A 16,464-nucleotide genomic window follows, 5' to 3' on the forward strand; every position below is an offset into this window, starting at 1 on the left:
TCCGGGGGCTTTTGCTTTATGATGGGACGATCCATAGCCTAAATCGGCTTTCCAGTTCCAGTTTTCAGGTATCCATGACCGAATCACACCTCGAAGATCCCAACGCCCCCCGCGAGGCCGAGAAATACGACAACCCGGTGGCCAGCCGCGAATTCCTGCTGGACTTTCTCGCGGGTCAGGAAGGGCCGACCACGCTCAACCGGCTCATCAGCGAGCTGGACTACGACGGCGACGAGGAACGCATCGAGGGCCTCCGGCGCCGTCTGCGTGCCATGGAGCGTGACGGGCAGGTGATCCGCAACCGCCGTGGCGGTTACGTTCCGGTGACCAAGGCCGAGCTGGTGCGCGGTCGGGTGATCGGCCACCGCGACGGTTTCGGTTTCCTGGTGCCCGACGAGGGCGGCAACGACGTCTTCCTCTCCCCGCGCGTCATGCGCGCGCTTCTCCACGGCGACCGTGCCGTGGTTCAGGTGGTGGGCGAGGATCGTCGCGGCCGTCCCGAGGGGGCGCTGATCGAGGTGATCGAACGGGCCAATGCCGAGATCGTCGGCCGCCTGGTGATCGAGGCCGGCGTGGCCTTCGTCATCCCCGACAACAAGCGCATGACTCAGGACGTGCTGATACCGATGGAGTCGTTGGGCGGGGGGAAGGACGGCCAGATCGTGCGCGTGGCACTGGTCGAGCAGCCCACGCAACGACACAAGCCGGTTGGCAAGGTCATCGAAGTACTCGGCGATCACATGTCGCCCGGTATGGAGATCGATGTCGCGATCCGTGCCCACAGCATCCCGCACGAGTGGCCGGCGTCGGTGCAGGAGCAGATCGCGGGCATGAACGACGAGGTCGCCAAGGCGGACAAGGTGGGTCGGGTCGACGTGCGCGACGTGCCCTTGATCACCATCGACGGGGCCGACTCCAAGGATCTCGACGACGCGGTCTTCTGCGAGCCGACGCCCAAGGGCTTCCGGCTGATGGTCGCGATCGCCGACGTGTCCCACTACGTGCGCATCGGTTCGTCGCTGGATCAGGAAGGCTTCCGCCGCGGCACCTCGGTCTACTTCCCGGGGCGCGTGGTGCCGATGCTGCCCGAGCTTCTCTCCAACGGCCTGTGCTCGGTCAACCCCGATGTCGATCGACTCTGCCTCTGCGCCGAGATGCTGATCAACAACCAGGGGCAGATCATCCGCTCGCGCTTCTTCGAGGGCGTGATGCGGAGCCACGCGCGGCTGACCTACGACAACGTCGCCGCCATGCTGCTGGACAATGATCAGGCCGAGCGCGAGAAGTTCGCCCACGTGATCAAGCCGGTCGAGGCGCTCCACGATCTCTACAAGGTCCTGCGGGCCGAGCGCGAGCGCCGTGGCGCGATCGACTTCGACACCATCGAGACCAAGATCGTCTTTGGCGAGAACCGCAAGATCGAGGCGATCGTCCCCTACGAGCGCAACGACGCGCACAAGATCATCGAGGAGTGCATGATCGCTGCCAACGTGGCCGCCGGTCGCTTCCTCGCCCGTCGCAAGATCCCTTCGCTCTACCGGGTGCACGATCGTCCGGGCGCGGAGAAGATCGACGACCTGCGCGCGGCGCTGAAGGAGAAGGGTCTGGTCCTCGGTGGCGGCGACAAGCCGACCCCGGCGGACTTCAATGCCCTGATCGAGGAGGCGAAGGGTCGACCGGACTTCGCCACCATCCAGACGCTGCTGCTGCGCTCGCTGCAGCAGGCGGTCTATGCCCCCGACAACCTGGGGCATTTCGGCCTGGCGCACGAGCACTACGCTCACTTCACCTCGCCGATCCGTCGCTACCCGGACCTGATGGTGCATCGCGCCATTCGCCACGTGCTGCGCACCGGCAGTGCCGAGGGCTTCCCCTACAGCCACGAGGAAATGCTGCTGATCGGCGAGCACTGCTCGAACAACGAGCGCCGTGCTGACGAGGCCACGCGAGATGCCACCGACTGGCTCAAGTGCGAGTTCATGCTCGACAAGGTGGGCAATGTCTACGAGGGGCGCGTCGCCTCGGTGCTGGGCTTCGGCCTGTTCGTCGAGCTCAAGGACTTCTACGTCGAGGGCCTGCTGCACATCACGGCCCTGAGCAAGGACTTCTACCACTTCGACCCGGTCTCCGTGTCGCTCAAGGGCGAGCGGACCGGCAAGACCTACTCGCTCAACGACACCATCCGCGTGCGCGTGGCCCGGGTCGACCTCGACGAGCGCAAGATCGACTTCATGCTGCCCGACGAGGACGACGACTCGGACAAGGGCGGCAAGGACGAGGAATTCGGCGACTCGGGTGCCGGCGACAAGGGCGAGGGATCGAAGAAGCGTCGCCCGCGCCGGCGCAAGCGCCGCAAGCCCGAGGGCGCTGACGGCGGCGAGTCGAGCGACGATCGCGGCAACCTGAAGGCCGATGATGCCGGCGAGCCGAAGGGCGACGACGCCGAGGCGGCCGACAACTTCGGCAACCGCTGACGGCCCGCGGCATGGCCGAGGACATGTGGATTGGTGGCTTCCACGCCATCGAGGCCGCGCTCGATCGGCACCCGGAGCGGCTGCGGCAGGTCGCGGTGGTCGCCGGCCGGGACGACAAGCGCGTTCGGCGGCTCTGCAAGCTGGCCGCGTCAGCGGGCGTGGCAGTGGTCGAGCATCCGGACGACTGGTTCGCGCGGCTGACCAGCGGCGGCCGCCCCCTGCGGCACCAGGGCGTTGCCGCCCGGATGACGCTGCGTCCTGCCGGCGACGAGGCGGAGTTGGGCGACCTGCTCTCCGCGGCGACCGAGACACCGCTGCTGCTGGTGCTCGACGGAGTCACCGATCCGCACAATCTCGGGGCCTGCCTGCGCGGGGCCGAGGCCGCCGGCGCGCTGGCCGTGATCGCGCCGAAGGACCGGGCCTGCGGCCTGACGCCGGCGGCGCGCAAGACCTCGGCCGGTTCCTCCGAGCGCCTCCCGTTCATCCAGGTCACCAATCTCGCGCGCACGCTGGCGGACCTCAAGCAGCAGGGTGTGTGGATCGTCGGCACCGCCGGCAGTGGACCGGTGTCCCTCTACGAATGCGACTTCGCCCGCGAACCCGTGGCCGTGGTGATGGGGGCGGAAGGCAGCGGCCTGCGTCGGCTGACCCAGGATCGCTGTGACCAGCTGATCCACATCCCCATGGCTTCCGGGGTGGAGAGCCTAAACGTCTCGGTGGCCTCGGCCGTCTGTCTGTTCGAGTTCCGTCGACAGCGTCTGGCCGGAGGCTGATCCTCCGAGGGACACCGGGCTTCGAAACCGCCTCGCGTTTCCGTTAAAATACGGGCCACTACATTTCACAGGGGTTCGGTGTTTTCGCCTCGCGAGCGAGCGCCTACCAGGGAGTCAGTTGCCGTCATGAACCTTTCCGATCGGGTCCGTCGGGTCCGTCCGTCGCCGACACTTGCCGTCACCGCCAAGGCCGCCGAGCTGCGTGCCGCGGGTCGGGACATCATCAGCCTCGGTGCCGGCGAGCCGGACTTCGATACCCCGAAGCACATCGGCGAGGCCGGTATCCAGGCCATCCGCGACGGCTTCACCCGGTATACCGCCGTCGAGGGCATCGTTGAACTTCGCCAGGCGATCGCGGACAAGCTCCAGAAGGACCAGGGGCTGGAGTACGGTCTCGGCCAGATCATCGTCTCCACCGGCGGCAAGCAGAGCATCTACAACCTCTGCCAGGCACTGCTCAATCCGGGAGACGAGGTGATCGTCACCGCTCCCTACTGGGTCTCCTATCCCGACATGGTGCGTCTTGCGGGTGGCGAGCCGGTGATCGTCTCGGCCGGTCAGTCGCAGGGCTTCAAGATGACGCCGCGCCAGCTGGAGGCGGCGATCACCGACAAGACCAAACTGGTGATGCTCAACAGCCCCTCCAACCCGACCGGCGTGGCCTACACGCGCGAGGACTGGGAGGCGCTGGCCGAGGTGATGCGCGCTCACCCCGAGATCATGATCGCCACGGACGACATGTACGAGAAGATCCTCTGGGCCGACGAGCCGTTCTCGAATATCGTGATGGTGGCCCCGGATCTGATCCCGCGCACCGTGGTGCTCAATGGCGTGAGCAAGGCCTACGCGATGACCGGTTGGCGGATCGGCTATGCCGCCGGTCCGGCCGACCTGATCAAGGCGATGAAGGTGATCCAGTCGCAGAGCACCTCCGGGCCCTGTTCGATCGCGCAGAAGGCCGCGCTGGAGGCCATCGCTGGCGACCAGTCCGAGATCGACGCGATGGTGCGCGCCTTCCGCGAGCGCCACGACTACGTGGTCGAGGCGCTCAACGAGTTGCCCGGGGTCAGCTGCCTGCCGGGGCAGGGGGCGTTCTACAGCTTCCCCGACGTCTCCGAGGCGATGCGCGCCCTGGACTTGGCTGACGACGTGGCCTTCTCCGAGTACCTGCTCGAGGAGGCCGGCGTGGCCGTGGTGCCGGGGTCGGCGTTCGGAGTCCCGGGTCACGTGCGCCTTAGCTACGCCACCGGTCTGGATGCGCTGCGCGAGGCCATCGACCGCATCAAGGCGATCCTGCCGGTCGCCTGATTTCGTTGTCACCCTTTTCCGTGTGGCCGTCGACGGCCACGCTCCGCTTTCCCGTATTTCAAGCCCGCGCGGCTGGGAGTTGACCGATGGACGAGAACCGCAAGAAGGCCCTGGGTGCCGCCCTGTCCCAGATCGAACGCCAGTTCGGCAAGGGGGCGGTCATGCGCATGAACGACGAGGGACGACGGAATGTCCCCGCGATCAGCACCGGATCGATCTCGCTGGATGCCGCGCTCGGCATCGGCGGGTTGCCGCGCGGTCGCGTGGTCGAGATCTATGGTCCGGAGTCCTCGGGCAAGACCACGCTGACCCTGCAGACCATCGCCCAGGCGCAGAAGGAAGGCGGTACCTGTGCCTTCATCGATGCCGAGCACGCGCTGGACCCGGGCTATGCCGAGAAACTGGGCGTGAACGTCGACGACCTGTTGGTCAGCCAGCCGGACACCGGCGAGCAGGCGCTGGAGATCGCCGACATGCTGGTCCGATCTGGTGCGGTGGACGTGGTGGTGGTCGACTCGGTCGCCGCCCTGGTGCCCAAGGCCGAGATCGAGGGCGAGATGGGCGACAGCCACGTCGGTCTGCAGGCGCGGCTGATGAGCCAGGCGCTGCGGAAACTGTCCGGGAACATCAAGCGCACCAACTGCATGGTGATGTTCATCAACCAGATCCGCATGAAGATCGGTGTCACCTACGGCAGCCCGGAGACCACCACCGGCGGCAACGCGCTCAAGTTCTATGCCTCGGTGCGCCTCGACATCCGCCGTGTCGGCGCGGTGAAGAAGGGCGAGGAGATCATCGGCAACCAGACCCGCATCAAGGTCGTGAAGAACAAGATGGCGCCGCCGTTCAAGGTGGTTGATTGCGACATCCTCTACGGCGAGGGCATCTCGCACCTGCTCGAGCTGGTCGACCTGGGGGCCAAGCACGGCATCATCCAGAAGGCGGGCGCCTGGTACTCCTATGGCGATACCCGGATCGGCCAGGGCAAGGACAATGCACGCCAGTTCCTCGCCGAGAACCCCGAGATGGCCGAGGAGATCGAGGCCCAGGTGCGGGAGATCATGATGCCCAAGCCGGTCGCGGCCGAGACCGAGCTCGAGGCCAGCGAGACACCGGTCGACGAGACCTCGTAAGGTCGACCACGTCCCGTGGACGACGAGAAACGCCGCCTGCTCGATTGCGAGAAGCGTGCGGTCGGCCTGCTCGCCCGGCGCGAGCACAGCCGGCTGGAGCTCGCCCGCAAGCTGGCCGATCGGGGTTTCTCCAGCGATGAGGTCGAGGCAGTCCTCGACCGGCTGGCCGAGGAGGGCTGGCAGTCTGACCGGCGTTACGCCGAAAGCCTGATCCGTGCCCGGGCGGCGCGTCGCTACGGTCCGGAGCGCATTGCGTCGGAGCTGGTGCAGCGGGGCGTCGACGAGGGCACGGCGAGTGAGGCCTTCGAGGCCGAACCCCGGGACTGGGAGGCGCTGGCGCGCGAGCAGCTCATGGCGCGTTTCCGCGGCCCTCCCGAGGACTTTCCCGATCGTGCCCGGCGGCACCGTCACCTGGTCCGCCGGGGATTTCCGCCCGACCTGTCCCACGCACTCGCCGGCTGGTGGCCTGAACCGCCATCGGAAGACGCCTGATTTCATCCCGGGCATCCCCGCCCGGTTCTCCTCTCACGACTCATCGGAAAAGGCGCCCGCCTGCGCTACAATGCGGCCTTTGTCTACCCGCTTTCCGAGATGGTTCGTGCATGAAAACCAGCGCCGAGATTCGTCAGTCCTTTCTGGATTTCTTCGCCGAGCGAGGTCACGAGGTCGTGCCCTCCGCGTCGTTGATCCCGGCCAATGACCCGACGCTCCTGTTCACCAACGCCGGGATGGTGCCCTTCAAGGAGGCCTTTCTCGGCCAGGAGAAGCGCGCCAACCCGCGCGCGGTATCCGTGCAGCGATGCGTGCGTGCCGGCGGCAAGCACAACGATCTCGAGAACGTCGGCTATACCGCGCGGCATCACACCTTCTTCGAGATGCTGGGCAATTTCAGCTTCGGCGACTATTTCAAGCGCGAGGCGATCCGCTACGGCTGGGACTTCCTGACCGACACCCTCGGTCTTCCCGACGAGCGCCTTCTGGTGACCGTCTACGAGACCGACGACGAGGCCTACGCCTACTGGCGTGACGACATCGGTCTGCCCGAGGATCGCATCCTGCGCATCGGCGACAAGCCGGGCGGCGGCTCGGACAACTTCTGGCAGATGGGCGACACCGGCCCCTGCGGCCCCTGTTCCGAGATCTTCTGGGATCACGGCGAGCACATCCCGGGCGGCCCGCCCGGCTCGCCGGACGAGGACGGTGACCGGTTCATCGAGATCTGGAACATCGTCTTCATGCAATACGACCGGGCGGCCGACGGCACGCTCACCGACCTGCCCAAGCCCTCGGTGGACACGGGTATGGGGCTCGAGCGCCTCGCGGCCGTGCTGCAGGGCGTGCACTCGAACTATCAAATCGACCTGTTCCGCCACCTGATCGATGCGGCCGCCGAGGTCACCGGCGCGACCGACCGCGAGTCGAGCTCGCTCAAGGTGATCGCCGACCACATCCGTTCCTGCGCGTTTCTGATCGTCGACGGGGTCCGCCCGGGTAACGAGGGGCGTGATTACGTCCTGCGGCGGATCATCCGTCGCGCCGCGCGCCACGGGCACAAGCTCGGCCAGGACCAGCCGTTCTTTCACCGGCTGGTTCGCCCGCTGGTGAAGGAGATGGGCGAGGCCTACCCGGAGCTGACCGAGGCCGCCGATGAGGTCGCCCGCGTGCTGCTCGCCGAGGAAGAGCGCTTCCTGCAGACGCTGGCCTCGGGCATGCAGGTACTCGAGCAGGCGGTCGCCGGATTGCCGGCGGGTGGGACCATCGACGGCGAGACTGCCTTCAAGCTCTACGACACGCATGGTTTCCCGCTGGACCTGACCGCGGACATCGCCCGCGAGCGGGGGCTGTCGGTGGACGAGGCCGGCTTCGAGCGGGAAATGGCCGAGCGCCGGGCTCAGTCACGCGCGGCGAGCCACTTCACTGCCGAGACGATCAAGATCGGCACGGACGAACCCACGGCGTTCGAGGGCTACGAGCAGGATGCCCTCGAGGCGCGGGTCGTCGCGGTGGCGCGCGAGGGCAGCCAGGCCGAGTCGCTCGAGGAAGGGCAGGATGGCGTGATCGCGCTGGACCGCACGCCGTTCTACGCCGAGTCCGGTGGCCAGGTGGGCGACACCGGCGTGATCGAGTCGGCCCAGGGGCGCTTCGTCGTGCACGACACGCAGAAGCAGGGTGGCGTCTTCCTGCATCACGGTACGCTCACCGACGGACGCATGGTGCCGGGCACTGCGGTCACCGCGCGCATCGACGCCGACCGTCGCGCCGCGATACGCCTGAACCATTCCGCCACCCACTTGCTGCATGCCGCGCTGCGCCAGGTGCTGGGTGACCATGTCCACCAGAAGGGCTCGCGCGTGGGTCCCGAGACGCTGCGGTTCGACTTCTCCCACGACAAGCCGGTCACTCGCGAGCAGCTGCGCGAGATCGAGCGGCTGGCCAACGCCCAGATCCGCGAGAACCACGCCGTCGAGACCCGCGAGATGGCGATCGACGACGCCCGGGCGGCCGGGGCGATGGCGCTGTTCGGCGAGAAGTATGGTGATACCGTGCGCGTGGTGACCATGGGTCCGTTCTCCATGGAGCTTTGCGGCGGCACGCACGCGGGCCGGGGCGGTGACATCGGCTTGTTCAAGATCCTCGCCGAGTCCGGCGTGGCCTCCGGGGTGCGTCGCATCGAGGCGGTTACCGGCGCCACGGCGCTGGCGGAGGCCGAGCGGACCGAGCAGACCGTCGACGAGATCGCCGAGCTGCTGCGGGGCCCCAGGACCGAGGCAGCCGAGCGGGTCGGTCAGATGCTGGAACGTTCCCGTCAGCTCGAGCGCGAACTGGCGAAGCTCAAGGCCGAGCTCGCCTCGGCCAGCGGCGACGAGCTGGCCGACAGCGCCGAGAGCATCGGCTCGGCGAAGGTGCTGGTCGCCGAGCTGCCCGGCGCGGACGCCGGCGCGCTGCGAGAGACCATGGACAAGCTGCGCGACAAGCTGGGCACCGCCGCGATCCTGCTGGGCACCGTCGACGAGGGCAAGGTGCGCCTGGTCGCGGGGCTATCCAAGGACCTGACCAAGAGCTTCAAGGCCGGCGACTGGGTCAACGTCGCGGCCGCCGAGGTCGGTGGCAAAGGCGGGGGGCGGCCGGACATGGCCCAGGCGGGCGGCAGTCAGCCGGAAAACCTCGCCCAGGCGCTGGCGGCCGCACGCAGCTGGGTGGCCGAGCAGCTGGGCTGACAGGCCCGAGGCCTGCTTCCGTCAGGCCTGATCCTCAACGCGGATGAAAAAGTCAAGTGGTCGGTTTATACTGTCCGGCTGCTTTGACCTTTTCACGTCAGCGAAACGAATCTCTATCCGACGCTTGAAGCTCAAGGAAACCATATGGCGTTAATCGTTCAGAAATACGGCGGCACCTCGGTCGGCAGCGTCGACCGGATCAAGGCCGTGGCCGAGCGCGTGCAGCGCTCGGTGGACAATGGCGACTCCGTCGTGGTGGTGGTCTCCGCGATGAGCGGCGAGACCAACCGACTGATCGGCATGGCGAGTGAGATCCAGGCCGAGCCCACCCCGCGCGAACTCGACACACTCGTGGCCACCGGCGAGCAGGTCACCATCGCGCTGCTGTCGATGGCCCTCCAGGCGCGGGGCCAGGACGCGCGCTCCTACACCGGTGCGCAGGTGCGCATCCTGACCGACAGCACCCACACCAAGGCGCGGATCCAGTCGATCGATACCGAGACGATCCAGGGTGACCTGGACGCCGGTCGCGTGGTGGTCGTCGCGGGCTTCCAGGGCGTCGACGAGCACGGCCAGATCACCACGCTGGGGCGGGGCGGTTCCGATACCTCCGCCGTGGCGCTGGCCGCGGCCCTGAATGCCGACGAGTGCCAGATCTACACCGACGTCGACGGGGTCTACACCACCGATCCGCGCGTGGTGCCCAAGGCCCGCCGCCTCGACCGGATCACCTTCGAGGAAATGCTGGAAATGGCCAGCCTGGGGTCGAAGGTCCTGCAGATCCGCTCGGTGGAATTCGCCGGCAAGTACAACGTGCCCCTGCGGGTGCTGTCCTCCTTCCAGGACGGCCCCGGCACCCTGATTACCCTGGAGGAAAACGGCGTGGAAGAACCAGTAATTTCCGGGATCGCGTTCCACAAGGACGAGGCCCAGCTGACCATCAAGGGCGTGCCGGACAGTCCCGGGATCGCCTACAAGATCCTCGGCCCGATTGGCGAAGCCAATATCGAGGTCGACATGATCCTGCAGAACATCGGTGCGGACGAAACCACCGACTTTACCTTCACGGTACACCGCAACGATTTCGACAAGGCCCTCGATCTGATGCGAGGCACCGCCGAGGAACTCGGCGCACGCGAGGTTTCGGGCAACCACAACATCGTCAAGATCTCGCTGGTGGGTGTCGGCATGCGTTCGCACGCCGGGATTGCCTCGAAGATGTTCCGTGTGCTGGCCGAGGAGAAGATCAATATTCGTATGATCGCCACCTCCGAGATCAAGATTTCCGTGGTGATCGACGACAAGTACCTGGAACTGGCTGTTCGTGCCCTCCACGATGCCTTTGAACTGGACGCTCCCGAGATTTCCCTGAGTTGATCCGGTTAACGGGCTACTATCAAAAGTCAGGGTCCGAACGGAGATGTCGACGGACCCATTACCACAGAGGCTGACGAGTTATGTTGATTTTGACCCGCCGAATTGGTGAGGTGCTCCGCATCGGTGACGACGTCGCCATCACCGTGCTTGGCATCAAGGGAAACCAGGTCCGAATCGGTATTGATGCGCCCAAGGATGTCGCCGTGCATCGCGAGGAAATCTACCAGCGCATCAAGAGCGAAACCGACGAAGGCGAGAGCAACGAGTCGGCCTGAGTTTTCTCACGTTTCCATCACCCGATGAATCGCGCCGTCTGCCGGCGTGACAGGGTGGTGTGTGTGCCGTTCCCGGCCCGAGTCGGGGCGGGATGCGCGGGCATGAGCGCGCCGGAAGGGCGTTGATTCTTGCCGTCAAAGCCGCTACCATGCGGCGCTTGTTGGAGAGGTGGCCGAGTGGCTGAAGGCGCTCCCCTGCTAAGGGAGTAAGGGGTTTATAGCCCCTTCGAGGGTTCGAATCCCTCTCTCTCCGCCACATGCAGAAAAGCCCCGTCCGGGATCGCCGGACGGGGCTTTTTGTCGTCCGGGCCATGTCCGCCACGACGGCGCTGTCAGGAGCCCGGACGGTTCCTCGCTGCCATCAGCTCGGCGTATTCCTCGGGGGCGAGGATCTGCCGCAGGTCGACGAAACTGCCGCTCTCCTGTTCCTTCAGCGCGGGCAACGCTTCGAGCAGGCGCTGGGCTGCCCGGTCCGGGGAGAGCAGCGTGTCGGTGCCGCGCGCAGCCTGGATGCGCTCGAGGGCGGGGAAGCGGTTGGCGTCGGCCTGTTCGAGCAGAGTGTCGATGATGCGGGTGTCCACCAGTCCCGGCGCCACAGCGGCGACGTGCGTGTTCTCGAACTCGTGCGCGTACAGGCGGCAGAGCATGTTCAGCCCGGCCTTGGACAGGGCGTAGCCGCCCCAGCCGCGATTGCCGAGCACCGCCGCCCCCGACGAGATCGCCACGATCTGGTCGATCTCGATGCCCGAGGCCAGCAGCCAGTCGAGGACCACCTTGTTCGACCAGACGTTGATGTCCATGATCTCGCGCAACCGACCGAGGGACAGGCGGCTCATGTCCTCGATCTCGCCCAGGATCCCGGCGTTGAGGACCACCAGGTCGAGATGTCCCACGCCGTCGAGCAGGCGATCCAGCGCCGGTCCGATGGCATCCAGGTCCGACAGGTCGCAGCGCACGTCGGTCACGTGGGGCGCAAGTTCGTTGCAGCCACGCCGGCTGCAGCCGTAAATCCCGTACTCGCGTTCGAGCAGGGCCTGGCTGAGGGCGAGGCCCAGTCCGCTGCTGTTTCCCGTGATCAGTGCATGCGGTTGATTCATCCTCCCTCCGTTCAGTGCAGTTCGGCGAGCAGACGCCGGATCATTCGCTCGGCCTGCTGTCCGTAGCCGCCGCCGAAAAGGTTGAAGTGATTGAGGACGTGGTAGAGGTTGTACAGGGTCTTGCGTGTCCGGTAACCGGCGTCGAGCGGGAGATGGGCCTCGTAGGCCCGGTAGAAACCCGGCGCGAAGCCACCGAACAGTTCGGTCATCGCGATTTCCGCCTCGCGGTCGGCACGGTAGGTGGCCGGGTCAAAGAGTACCGGGGTGCCGTCGGCGAGCCCGCCGTGGTTTGCCCCCCACATATCGCCGTGGATCAGGGCCGGCCAGGGGCGGTAGTCGGAGAAGAAGGCCGGCAGGCTCTCGACCAGTTCGTAACCGGCCTCGGCCACGTTGGCGGACAGGCCGCGTTCGGCCGCCCAGTCGAGCTGCGGGGCGAGTCGCCGCTGGCCGTAGAAGCGCGCCCAGTCCTCGTCCTCGCCGCCGAGCTGAGGCATGGCTCCGATGAAGTTGTCCTCTGGCCAGCCGAAGGCTGCCTGCGGCTCGGCGTGCAGTTCGGCCATCGCCTCGCCCAGGGCCGCGTCGTTCACCCGGGAGAGGTCCAGCCATTCGAGCAGCAGGTAGGCCGTGCCGTCGACGCTTCCCGATGCGACCACTTGGGGCGTGCGGATGCGCTCGCCCAGTGCCTCCAGGCCATGGGCTTCGGCGGGGAACATGCCGTCGTCGCGGTCGGGGTGGGTCTTGAGGAACAGCGGGCCGGCGTCGGTCTCCAGCCGGGCGGCGTCGGCGATGCAGCCCCCGCCGATGCCGCGCTGAGCCTCGACGGTCAGCCGGTCGCGTTGCGCGACGGCCTCTGCCAGCGGCCCTGGTGCTGCCTCGCTCTCGTGCAGCCGGGCCAGTGCGTCGTCAAGGATTGCCTGATACGTGGTGTGGGCAGCCATGGGTCGCGTAGAGCTCCTCCTGTCTTGCCTCGATCCATTCCCGGGCGATCGCGTTGATCTCGGCAGCCGTGCGGCCTTCCGTCTCGATCGGCGGGCCGAACACCACGTGGATGGTGCCGGGCGTCAGCGGAAAGCCGCCCTTGGGCCAGAGGCAGCCCGAGTCGATCGCCATCGGGATGACCTTGGCATGGGTGTGGGCCGCGAGCGTCGCGCCCCCGATGCGATAGTTGGGAGGCTTGCCCGGGCGAGTGCGGGTGCCTTCGGGGAAGATCACCACGTCACGTCCCGATGCCAGGGCCGCTTCGCCCTGCTCGATGATCTGGCCGAGCGCCTTGCGCCCGGCCGAGCGGTCGATCGCGATGGGGCCGACGGCCGCCAGCCCTTGGCCGAATACCGGGATGCGCAACAGCTCCCGCTTGAGCACGAAAGCGGGCAGTTTCAGCACCGAGGGGAGAAACATCGTCTCCCAGGTGGACTGGTGCTTGGCCAGGATCAGGCTGCCGCCCTCGGTCGGGAGATGTTCAAGCCCCCGGACCTCGTGGCGGACGCCGGCCACATGGCGCGCCAGCCACAGGATGGTGCGCCCGTAGGAAAACAGCAGGGCGTAGCGCTTCTCGAGCGGCAGCAGGAACGCCACGAGTATCAGCGGGGCGTGCAGGATCAGCGAGGCCGAGCCCAGCAGGGCGAACAGCAGCGAACGGATCCAGCGCAGCACCGCCCCGGCCTCAGGACTGCAGCTGCGAGACGTCGGCGATGGCGAGGAACAGCGCGTTGATCCTCGCCAGCAGGGCGAGGCGGTTGCGCCGCAGGGCGTCGTCCTCGGCCATGACCATTACCGTGTCGAAGAACTCGTCCACCGGCTCGCGCAGGGCGGCCAGGGCGGTGAGCGCCTCGGTGTAGTCGCCCTCGGCCAGCAGCCCCTCGATGCGCGGGCCCACCGCGCTGACCGACTCCCACAGCCGCTGCTCGGCCGATTCGACCAGCCGGTCCTCGTCGACCGACTCCGGCAGGGTTTCCTCGGTCTTCTTGAGGATGTTGGCGATGCGCTTGTTGGCCGCGGCCAGGGCCTCGGCCTCGGGCAGTTCGATGAAGGCGTTGACCGCCCGCATGCGCTGCTCGAAGTCCAGCGGCCGGCGCGTGCCGGTCATGGAGACGGCCTGGAAGACGTCGCTGCGGATGCCGCGGTCGAGGCTGTAGCGATGTTGGCGCTCGGTGATGAACTCGAACACGCCCATGACGTGATCGCCCGCCTCGGGCACCTTGTCGGCCAGCCCCTCGGCCGCCGCCTCCAGCAGCTCGACCAGGTCCAGGTCCAGCTCCTGCTCGACGAGGATGCGCAGCACGCCCAGCGCGGCGCGGCGCAGGGCGAAGGGATCCTTGGCGCCGGTGGGCGCCTGGCCGATGGCGAAGATGCCCATCAGCGTATCCAGCCGATCGGCCAGGGCCACGGCCTGTGCCACGGCATTGCGGGGCAGGTCGTCGCCGGCTCGGCGCGGGCGGTAGTGGTCGTCCAGCGCTACCGCGACGTCCTCGGGCATGCCCTCGTGACGGGCCAGGTAGCAGCCGATGGTGCCCTGCAGGCCGGCGAACTCGCCCACCATCTGCGTCTGCAGGTCGCACTTGCACAGGCGTGCGGCGCGGCGGGCGGCCTGCGCGTCGGCATGGATGCGCTCGGCGATGAACTCGGCCAGCCGCTCGATGCGCAGCACCTTGTCGAACACGCTACCCAGTCGCTTCTGGAAGACCAGCTGCTTGAGCGATTCCAGGTGGGACTCCAGCGGAGTCTTGAGGTCGCCTTCCCAGAAGAACATGGCATCCGAGAAGCGCGGCCGGATCACCCGTTCGTTGCCGTGGCGCACCGCGTCCATGTCGCGGCTGTCGATGTTGGCCACGGTGACGAACCACGGCATCAGCGCGCCATTGGCGTCCAGGACGGGGAAGTACTTCTGGTCGTCCTGCATGGTGTACATCAGCGCCTCGTGCGGCACCTCGAGGAAGCGCTCCTCGAACCGCCCGGCCACGGCCACCGGCCATTCGACCAGCGCGGTGACCTCGTCGAGCAGGTCGGCGTCGATGCGGGCGGTGCCGCCGGCGCGCTCGGCCGCCTCTTTAACCTGAGCTTCGATGCGTTCGCGGCGCTCGGCGAAGTCGGCCAGCACGTGGCCGGACTCGCGCAGGGTGGCCACGTAGTCGGCCGGGCGCTCGACGGTGAGCGCCTCCGGGTGGTGGAAGCGGTGCCCGAATGTCTGGTTGCCGGCGGCCTGATTGAACAGGGTCATGTCGACCACCTGCTCGCCGTGGATGGCCAGCACCCAGTGCACCGGGCGGATGAACTCGGCGCGCGAGCTGCCCCAGCGCATGCGCTTCGGGGTGGGCAGGCGGTCGAGCGCCCGCTCGACGATGCCCGGCAGCAGCTCGGCGGCGGCCTTGCCCGGCTCGGTGTGCCGGTGGACCAGCCACTCGCCCTTGTCGGTCTTCATGGTCTCGAGCTGGTCGGGCTCCACGCCGACGCTGGCGGCAAAGCCGGTCAGCGCCTTCGTCGGGTTGCCATCACCGTCGTAGGCGGCCTTGACCGCCGGGCCGCGGCGCTCGACCGGCTTGGGCGCGGTCTGGGTCACCAGATCGGCGACGCGCACGGCCAGGCGGCGCGGGGCGGCGTATGCGGTGATGCCGCCGTGGGCGAGGTCGGCCTGTTCGAGCCCGTCCCGCATTTCCTCGGCCAGCGCGTCGCGCAGGGTGGTCAGGGCCTTGGGCGGGAGTTCCTCGGTGCCCAGTTCGAAAAGAAAGTCCGCCGTGTCAGTCATGGTCAGTCCGTATCAATTGGCAGTGCGTTGGTGGGGCGGGGTTCGGGTCAGGCGCTCGCCGTGTCGCCGTCGGCACGGCCCATGGGGAAGCCCAGCGCCTCGCGGGCGGCAAAGTAGCGCTCGGCCACCGCGCGGGCCATGGTGCGCACGCGCAGGATGTAGCGCTGGCGCTCGGTCACCGAGATCGCGCGGCGGGCGTCGAGCAGGTTGAAGGCATGCGAGGCCTTGAGCACCTGCTCGTAGGCCGGCAGCGGTAGGTCCGCTTCCACCAGGCGCAGGCACTCGCCCTCGGCGTGGTCGAAATGCCGGAAGAGAAAGTCGGTGTCCGCATGCTCGAAGTTGTACGTCGACTGCTCCACCTCGTTCTGGTGGTAGACGTCGCCATAGGTAATGACACCGGCATCCGAGCGCGACCAGACCAGGTCGTAGACGTTCTCCACGCCCTGCAGGTACATCGCCAGGCGCTCCAGCCCGTAGGTGATCTCGCCGGAAACCGGGTGACAGTTGAGCCCGCCGACCTGCTGGAAGTAGGTGAACTGCGTCACCTCCATGCCGTTGAGCCAGACCTCCCAGCCTAGGCCCCAGGCGCCCAGCGTCGGCGACTCCCAGTTGTCCTCGACAAAGCGGATGTCGTGGGTCAGCGGGTCGAAGCCCAGCCGGGTCAACGACTCCAGGTACAGCTCCTGGATATTGTCCGGCGAGGGCTTCAGGAGTACCTGGAACTGGTAGTAGTGCTGCAACCGGTTGGGGTTGTCGCCGTAGCGCCCGTCGGTGGGCCGCCGCGAGGGCTGCACGTAGGCCGAGCGCCACGGTTCGGGGCCGATCGAGCGCAGGAAGGTGGCCGGGTGGAACGTGCCCGCGCCCACCTCGATATCCAGCGGCTGGAGCACCGCGCAGCCCTGCTCGGCCCAGAAGCTCTGCAAGGCGAGGATCAGGCCCTGGAAGGTCGACAGGTCGAAGCGCGTTTCGATGGAAGGCTGGCTCATGAGTATTCTTGGTTGAATCGTGTCTGGACGCGGCCCCGTATCGGGCCGAACGCAAAGCGGCCATAGTATACCGATGGGCGG

At 67.3% G+C, this 16,464-nt stretch carries 13 protein-coding genes and 1 tRNA gene; 9 read left to right on the plus strand and 5 right to left on the minus strand.

The annotated features are described in order from the left end of the window. The first annotated feature begins 74 nt into the window (after positions 1-74). The 9 genes from rnr (at position 75) to ACESL5_RS04545 (ending at position 10,814) form a co-directional block, all read left to right on the plus strand. On the plus strand, positions 75-2,474 hold the full coding sequence (gene rnr, locus ACESL5_RS04505; protein WP_372591593.1) for a ribonuclease R: 2,400 nt from the start codon (positions 75-77) through the stop codon (positions 2,472-2,474). Positions 2,475-2,485: 11 nt separating this feature from the next. Next, on the plus strand, positions 2,486-3,247 hold the full coding sequence (gene rlmB / locus ACESL5_RS04510) for a 23S rRNA (guanosine(2251)-2'-O)-methyltransferase RlmB (protein WP_372591594.1): 762 nt from the start codon (positions 2,486-2,488) through the stop codon (positions 3,245-3,247). A 126-nt stretch (positions 3,248-3,373) separates the two neighbouring features. Further along, a complete protein-coding gene (locus ACESL5_RS04515; protein ID WP_372591595.1) occupies positions 3,374-4,555 on the plus strand; it encodes a pyridoxal phosphate-dependent aminotransferase in 1,182 nt (393 codons plus the stop codon). Positions 4,556-4,641: 86 nt separating this feature from the next. Continuing rightward, on the plus strand, positions 4,642-5,688 hold the full coding sequence (gene recA, locus ACESL5_RS04520; protein WP_372591596.1) for a recombinase RecA: 1,047 nt from the start codon (positions 4,642-4,644) through the stop codon (positions 5,686-5,688). A gap of 15 nt (positions 5,689-5,703) precedes the next feature. Beyond that, a complete protein-coding gene (locus ACESL5_RS04525; protein WP_372591597.1) occupies positions 5,704-6,180 on the plus strand; it encodes a regulatory protein RecX in 477 nt (158 codons plus the stop codon). A 110-nt stretch (positions 6,181-6,290) separates the two neighbouring features. Beyond that, positions 6,291-8,906, plus strand: a complete 2,616-nt coding sequence (gene alaS, locus ACESL5_RS04530) for an alanine--tRNA ligase (protein ID WP_372591598.1) — start codon at positions 6,291-6,293, stop codon at positions 8,904-8,906. 144 nt (positions 8,907-9,050) lie between these two features. Beyond that, positions 9,051-10,283: an aspartate kinase gene (locus ACESL5_RS04535; RefSeq protein WP_372591599.1), complete on the plus strand. Its 1,233-nt coding sequence runs from the start codon at positions 9,051-9,053 to the stop codon at positions 10,281-10,283. 80 nt (positions 10,284-10,363) lie between these two features. Then, entirely contained in the window at positions 10,364-10,558 is a 195-nt protein-coding gene (gene csrA / locus ACESL5_RS04540; protein WP_372591600.1) for a carbon storage regulator CsrA, read from the plus strand. Between the two features lie 163 nt (positions 10,559-10,721). Continuing rightward, positions 10,722-10,814, plus strand: a tRNA-Ser gene (locus ACESL5_RS04545). A gap of 76 nt (positions 10,815-10,890) precedes the next feature. On the opposite strand, the gene ACESL5_RS04550 is transcribed toward ACESL5_RS04545, so the two are convergent. Genes ACESL5_RS04550 through glyQ form a run of 5 tightly spaced genes read right to left on the minus strand, consistent with a single transcriptional unit; the run spans position 10,891 to position 16,383 of the window. After that, positions 10,891-11,655, minus strand: coding sequence for an SDR family NAD(P)-dependent oxidoreductase (locus tag ACESL5_RS04550; protein ID WP_372591601.1), 765 nt, complete (start codon positions 11,653-11,655; stop codon positions 10,891-10,893). An 11-nt stretch (positions 11,656-11,666) separates the two neighbouring features. Beyond that, a complete protein-coding gene (locus ACESL5_RS04555) occupies positions 11,667-12,593 on the minus strand; it encodes a fructosamine kinase family protein (RefSeq protein ID WP_372591602.1) in 927 nt (308 codons plus the stop codon). Further along, positions 12,559-13,308: a lysophospholipid acyltransferase family protein gene (locus ACESL5_RS04560; protein WP_372591603.1), complete on the minus strand. Its 750-nt coding sequence runs from the start codon at positions 13,306-13,308 to the stop codon at positions 12,559-12,561. Before ACESL5_RS04560 ends, ACESL5_RS04555 begins: the two co-directional genes overlap by 35 nt. A 10-nt stretch (positions 13,309-13,318) precedes the next feature. Further along, complete coding sequence (gene glyS / locus ACESL5_RS04565) at positions 13,319-15,397, minus strand: glycine--tRNA ligase subunit beta (RefSeq protein WP_372591604.1); 2,079 nt, start codon at positions 15,395-15,397, stop codon at positions 13,319-13,321. 47 nt (positions 15,398-15,444) lie between these two features. After that, positions 15,445-16,383, minus strand: coding sequence for a glycine--tRNA ligase subunit alpha (gene glyQ / locus ACESL5_RS04570; RefSeq protein ID WP_372591605.1), 939 nt, complete (start codon positions 16,381-16,383; stop codon positions 15,445-15,447). Between the last annotated feature and the right edge of the window lie 81 nt (positions 16,384-16,464).

It is taken from the genome of Guyparkeria sp., assembly GCF_041687595.1.
In the GTDB taxonomy this organism is placed as follows: domain Bacteria; phylum Pseudomonadota; class Gammaproteobacteria; order Halothiobacillales; family Halothiobacillaceae; genus Guyparkeria.

Bases quoted from the DNA above. Each gene is read 5' to 3' on its own strand.
- rnr (WP_372591593.1), top strand. From the start codon at position 75: ATGACCGAATCACACCTCGAAGATCCCAACGCCCCCCGCGAGGCCGAG.
- rlmB (WP_372591594.1), top strand. From the start codon at position 2,486: ATGGCCGAGGACATGTGGATTGGTGGCTTCCACGCCATCGAGGCCGCG.
- ACESL5_RS04515 (WP_372591595.1), top strand. From the start codon at position 3,374: ATGAACCTTTCCGATCGGGTCCGTCGGGTCCGTCCGTCGCCGACACTT.
- recA (WP_372591596.1), top strand. From the start codon at position 4,642: ATGGACGAGAACCGCAAGAAGGCCCTGGGTGCCGCCCTGTCCCAGATC.
- alaS (WP_372591598.1), top strand. From the start codon at position 6,291: ATGAAAACCAGCGCCGAGATTCGTCAGTCCTTTCTGGATTTCTTCGCC.
- ACESL5_RS04535 (WP_372591599.1), top strand. From the start codon at position 9,051: ATGGCGTTAATCGTTCAGAAATACGGCGGCACCTCGGTCGGCAGCGTC.
- csrA (WP_372591600.1), top strand. From the start codon at position 10,364: ATGTTGATTTTGACCCGCCGAATTGGTGAGGTGCTCCGCATCGGTGAC.
- ACESL5_RS04550 (WP_372591601.1), bottom strand. From the start codon at position 11,655: ATGAATCAACCGCATGCACTGATCACGGGAAACAGCAGCGGACTGGGC.
- ACESL5_RS04555 (WP_372591602.1), bottom strand. From the start codon at position 12,593: ATGGCTGCCCACACCACGTATCAGGCAATCCTTGACGACGCACTGGCC.
- glyS (WP_372591604.1), bottom strand. From the start codon at position 15,397: ATGACTGACACGGCGGACTTTCTTTTCGAACTGGGCACCGAGGAACTC.
- glyQ (WP_372591605.1), bottom strand. From the start codon at position 16,383: ATGAGCCAGCCTTCCATCGAAACGCGCTTCGACCTGTCGACCTTCCAG.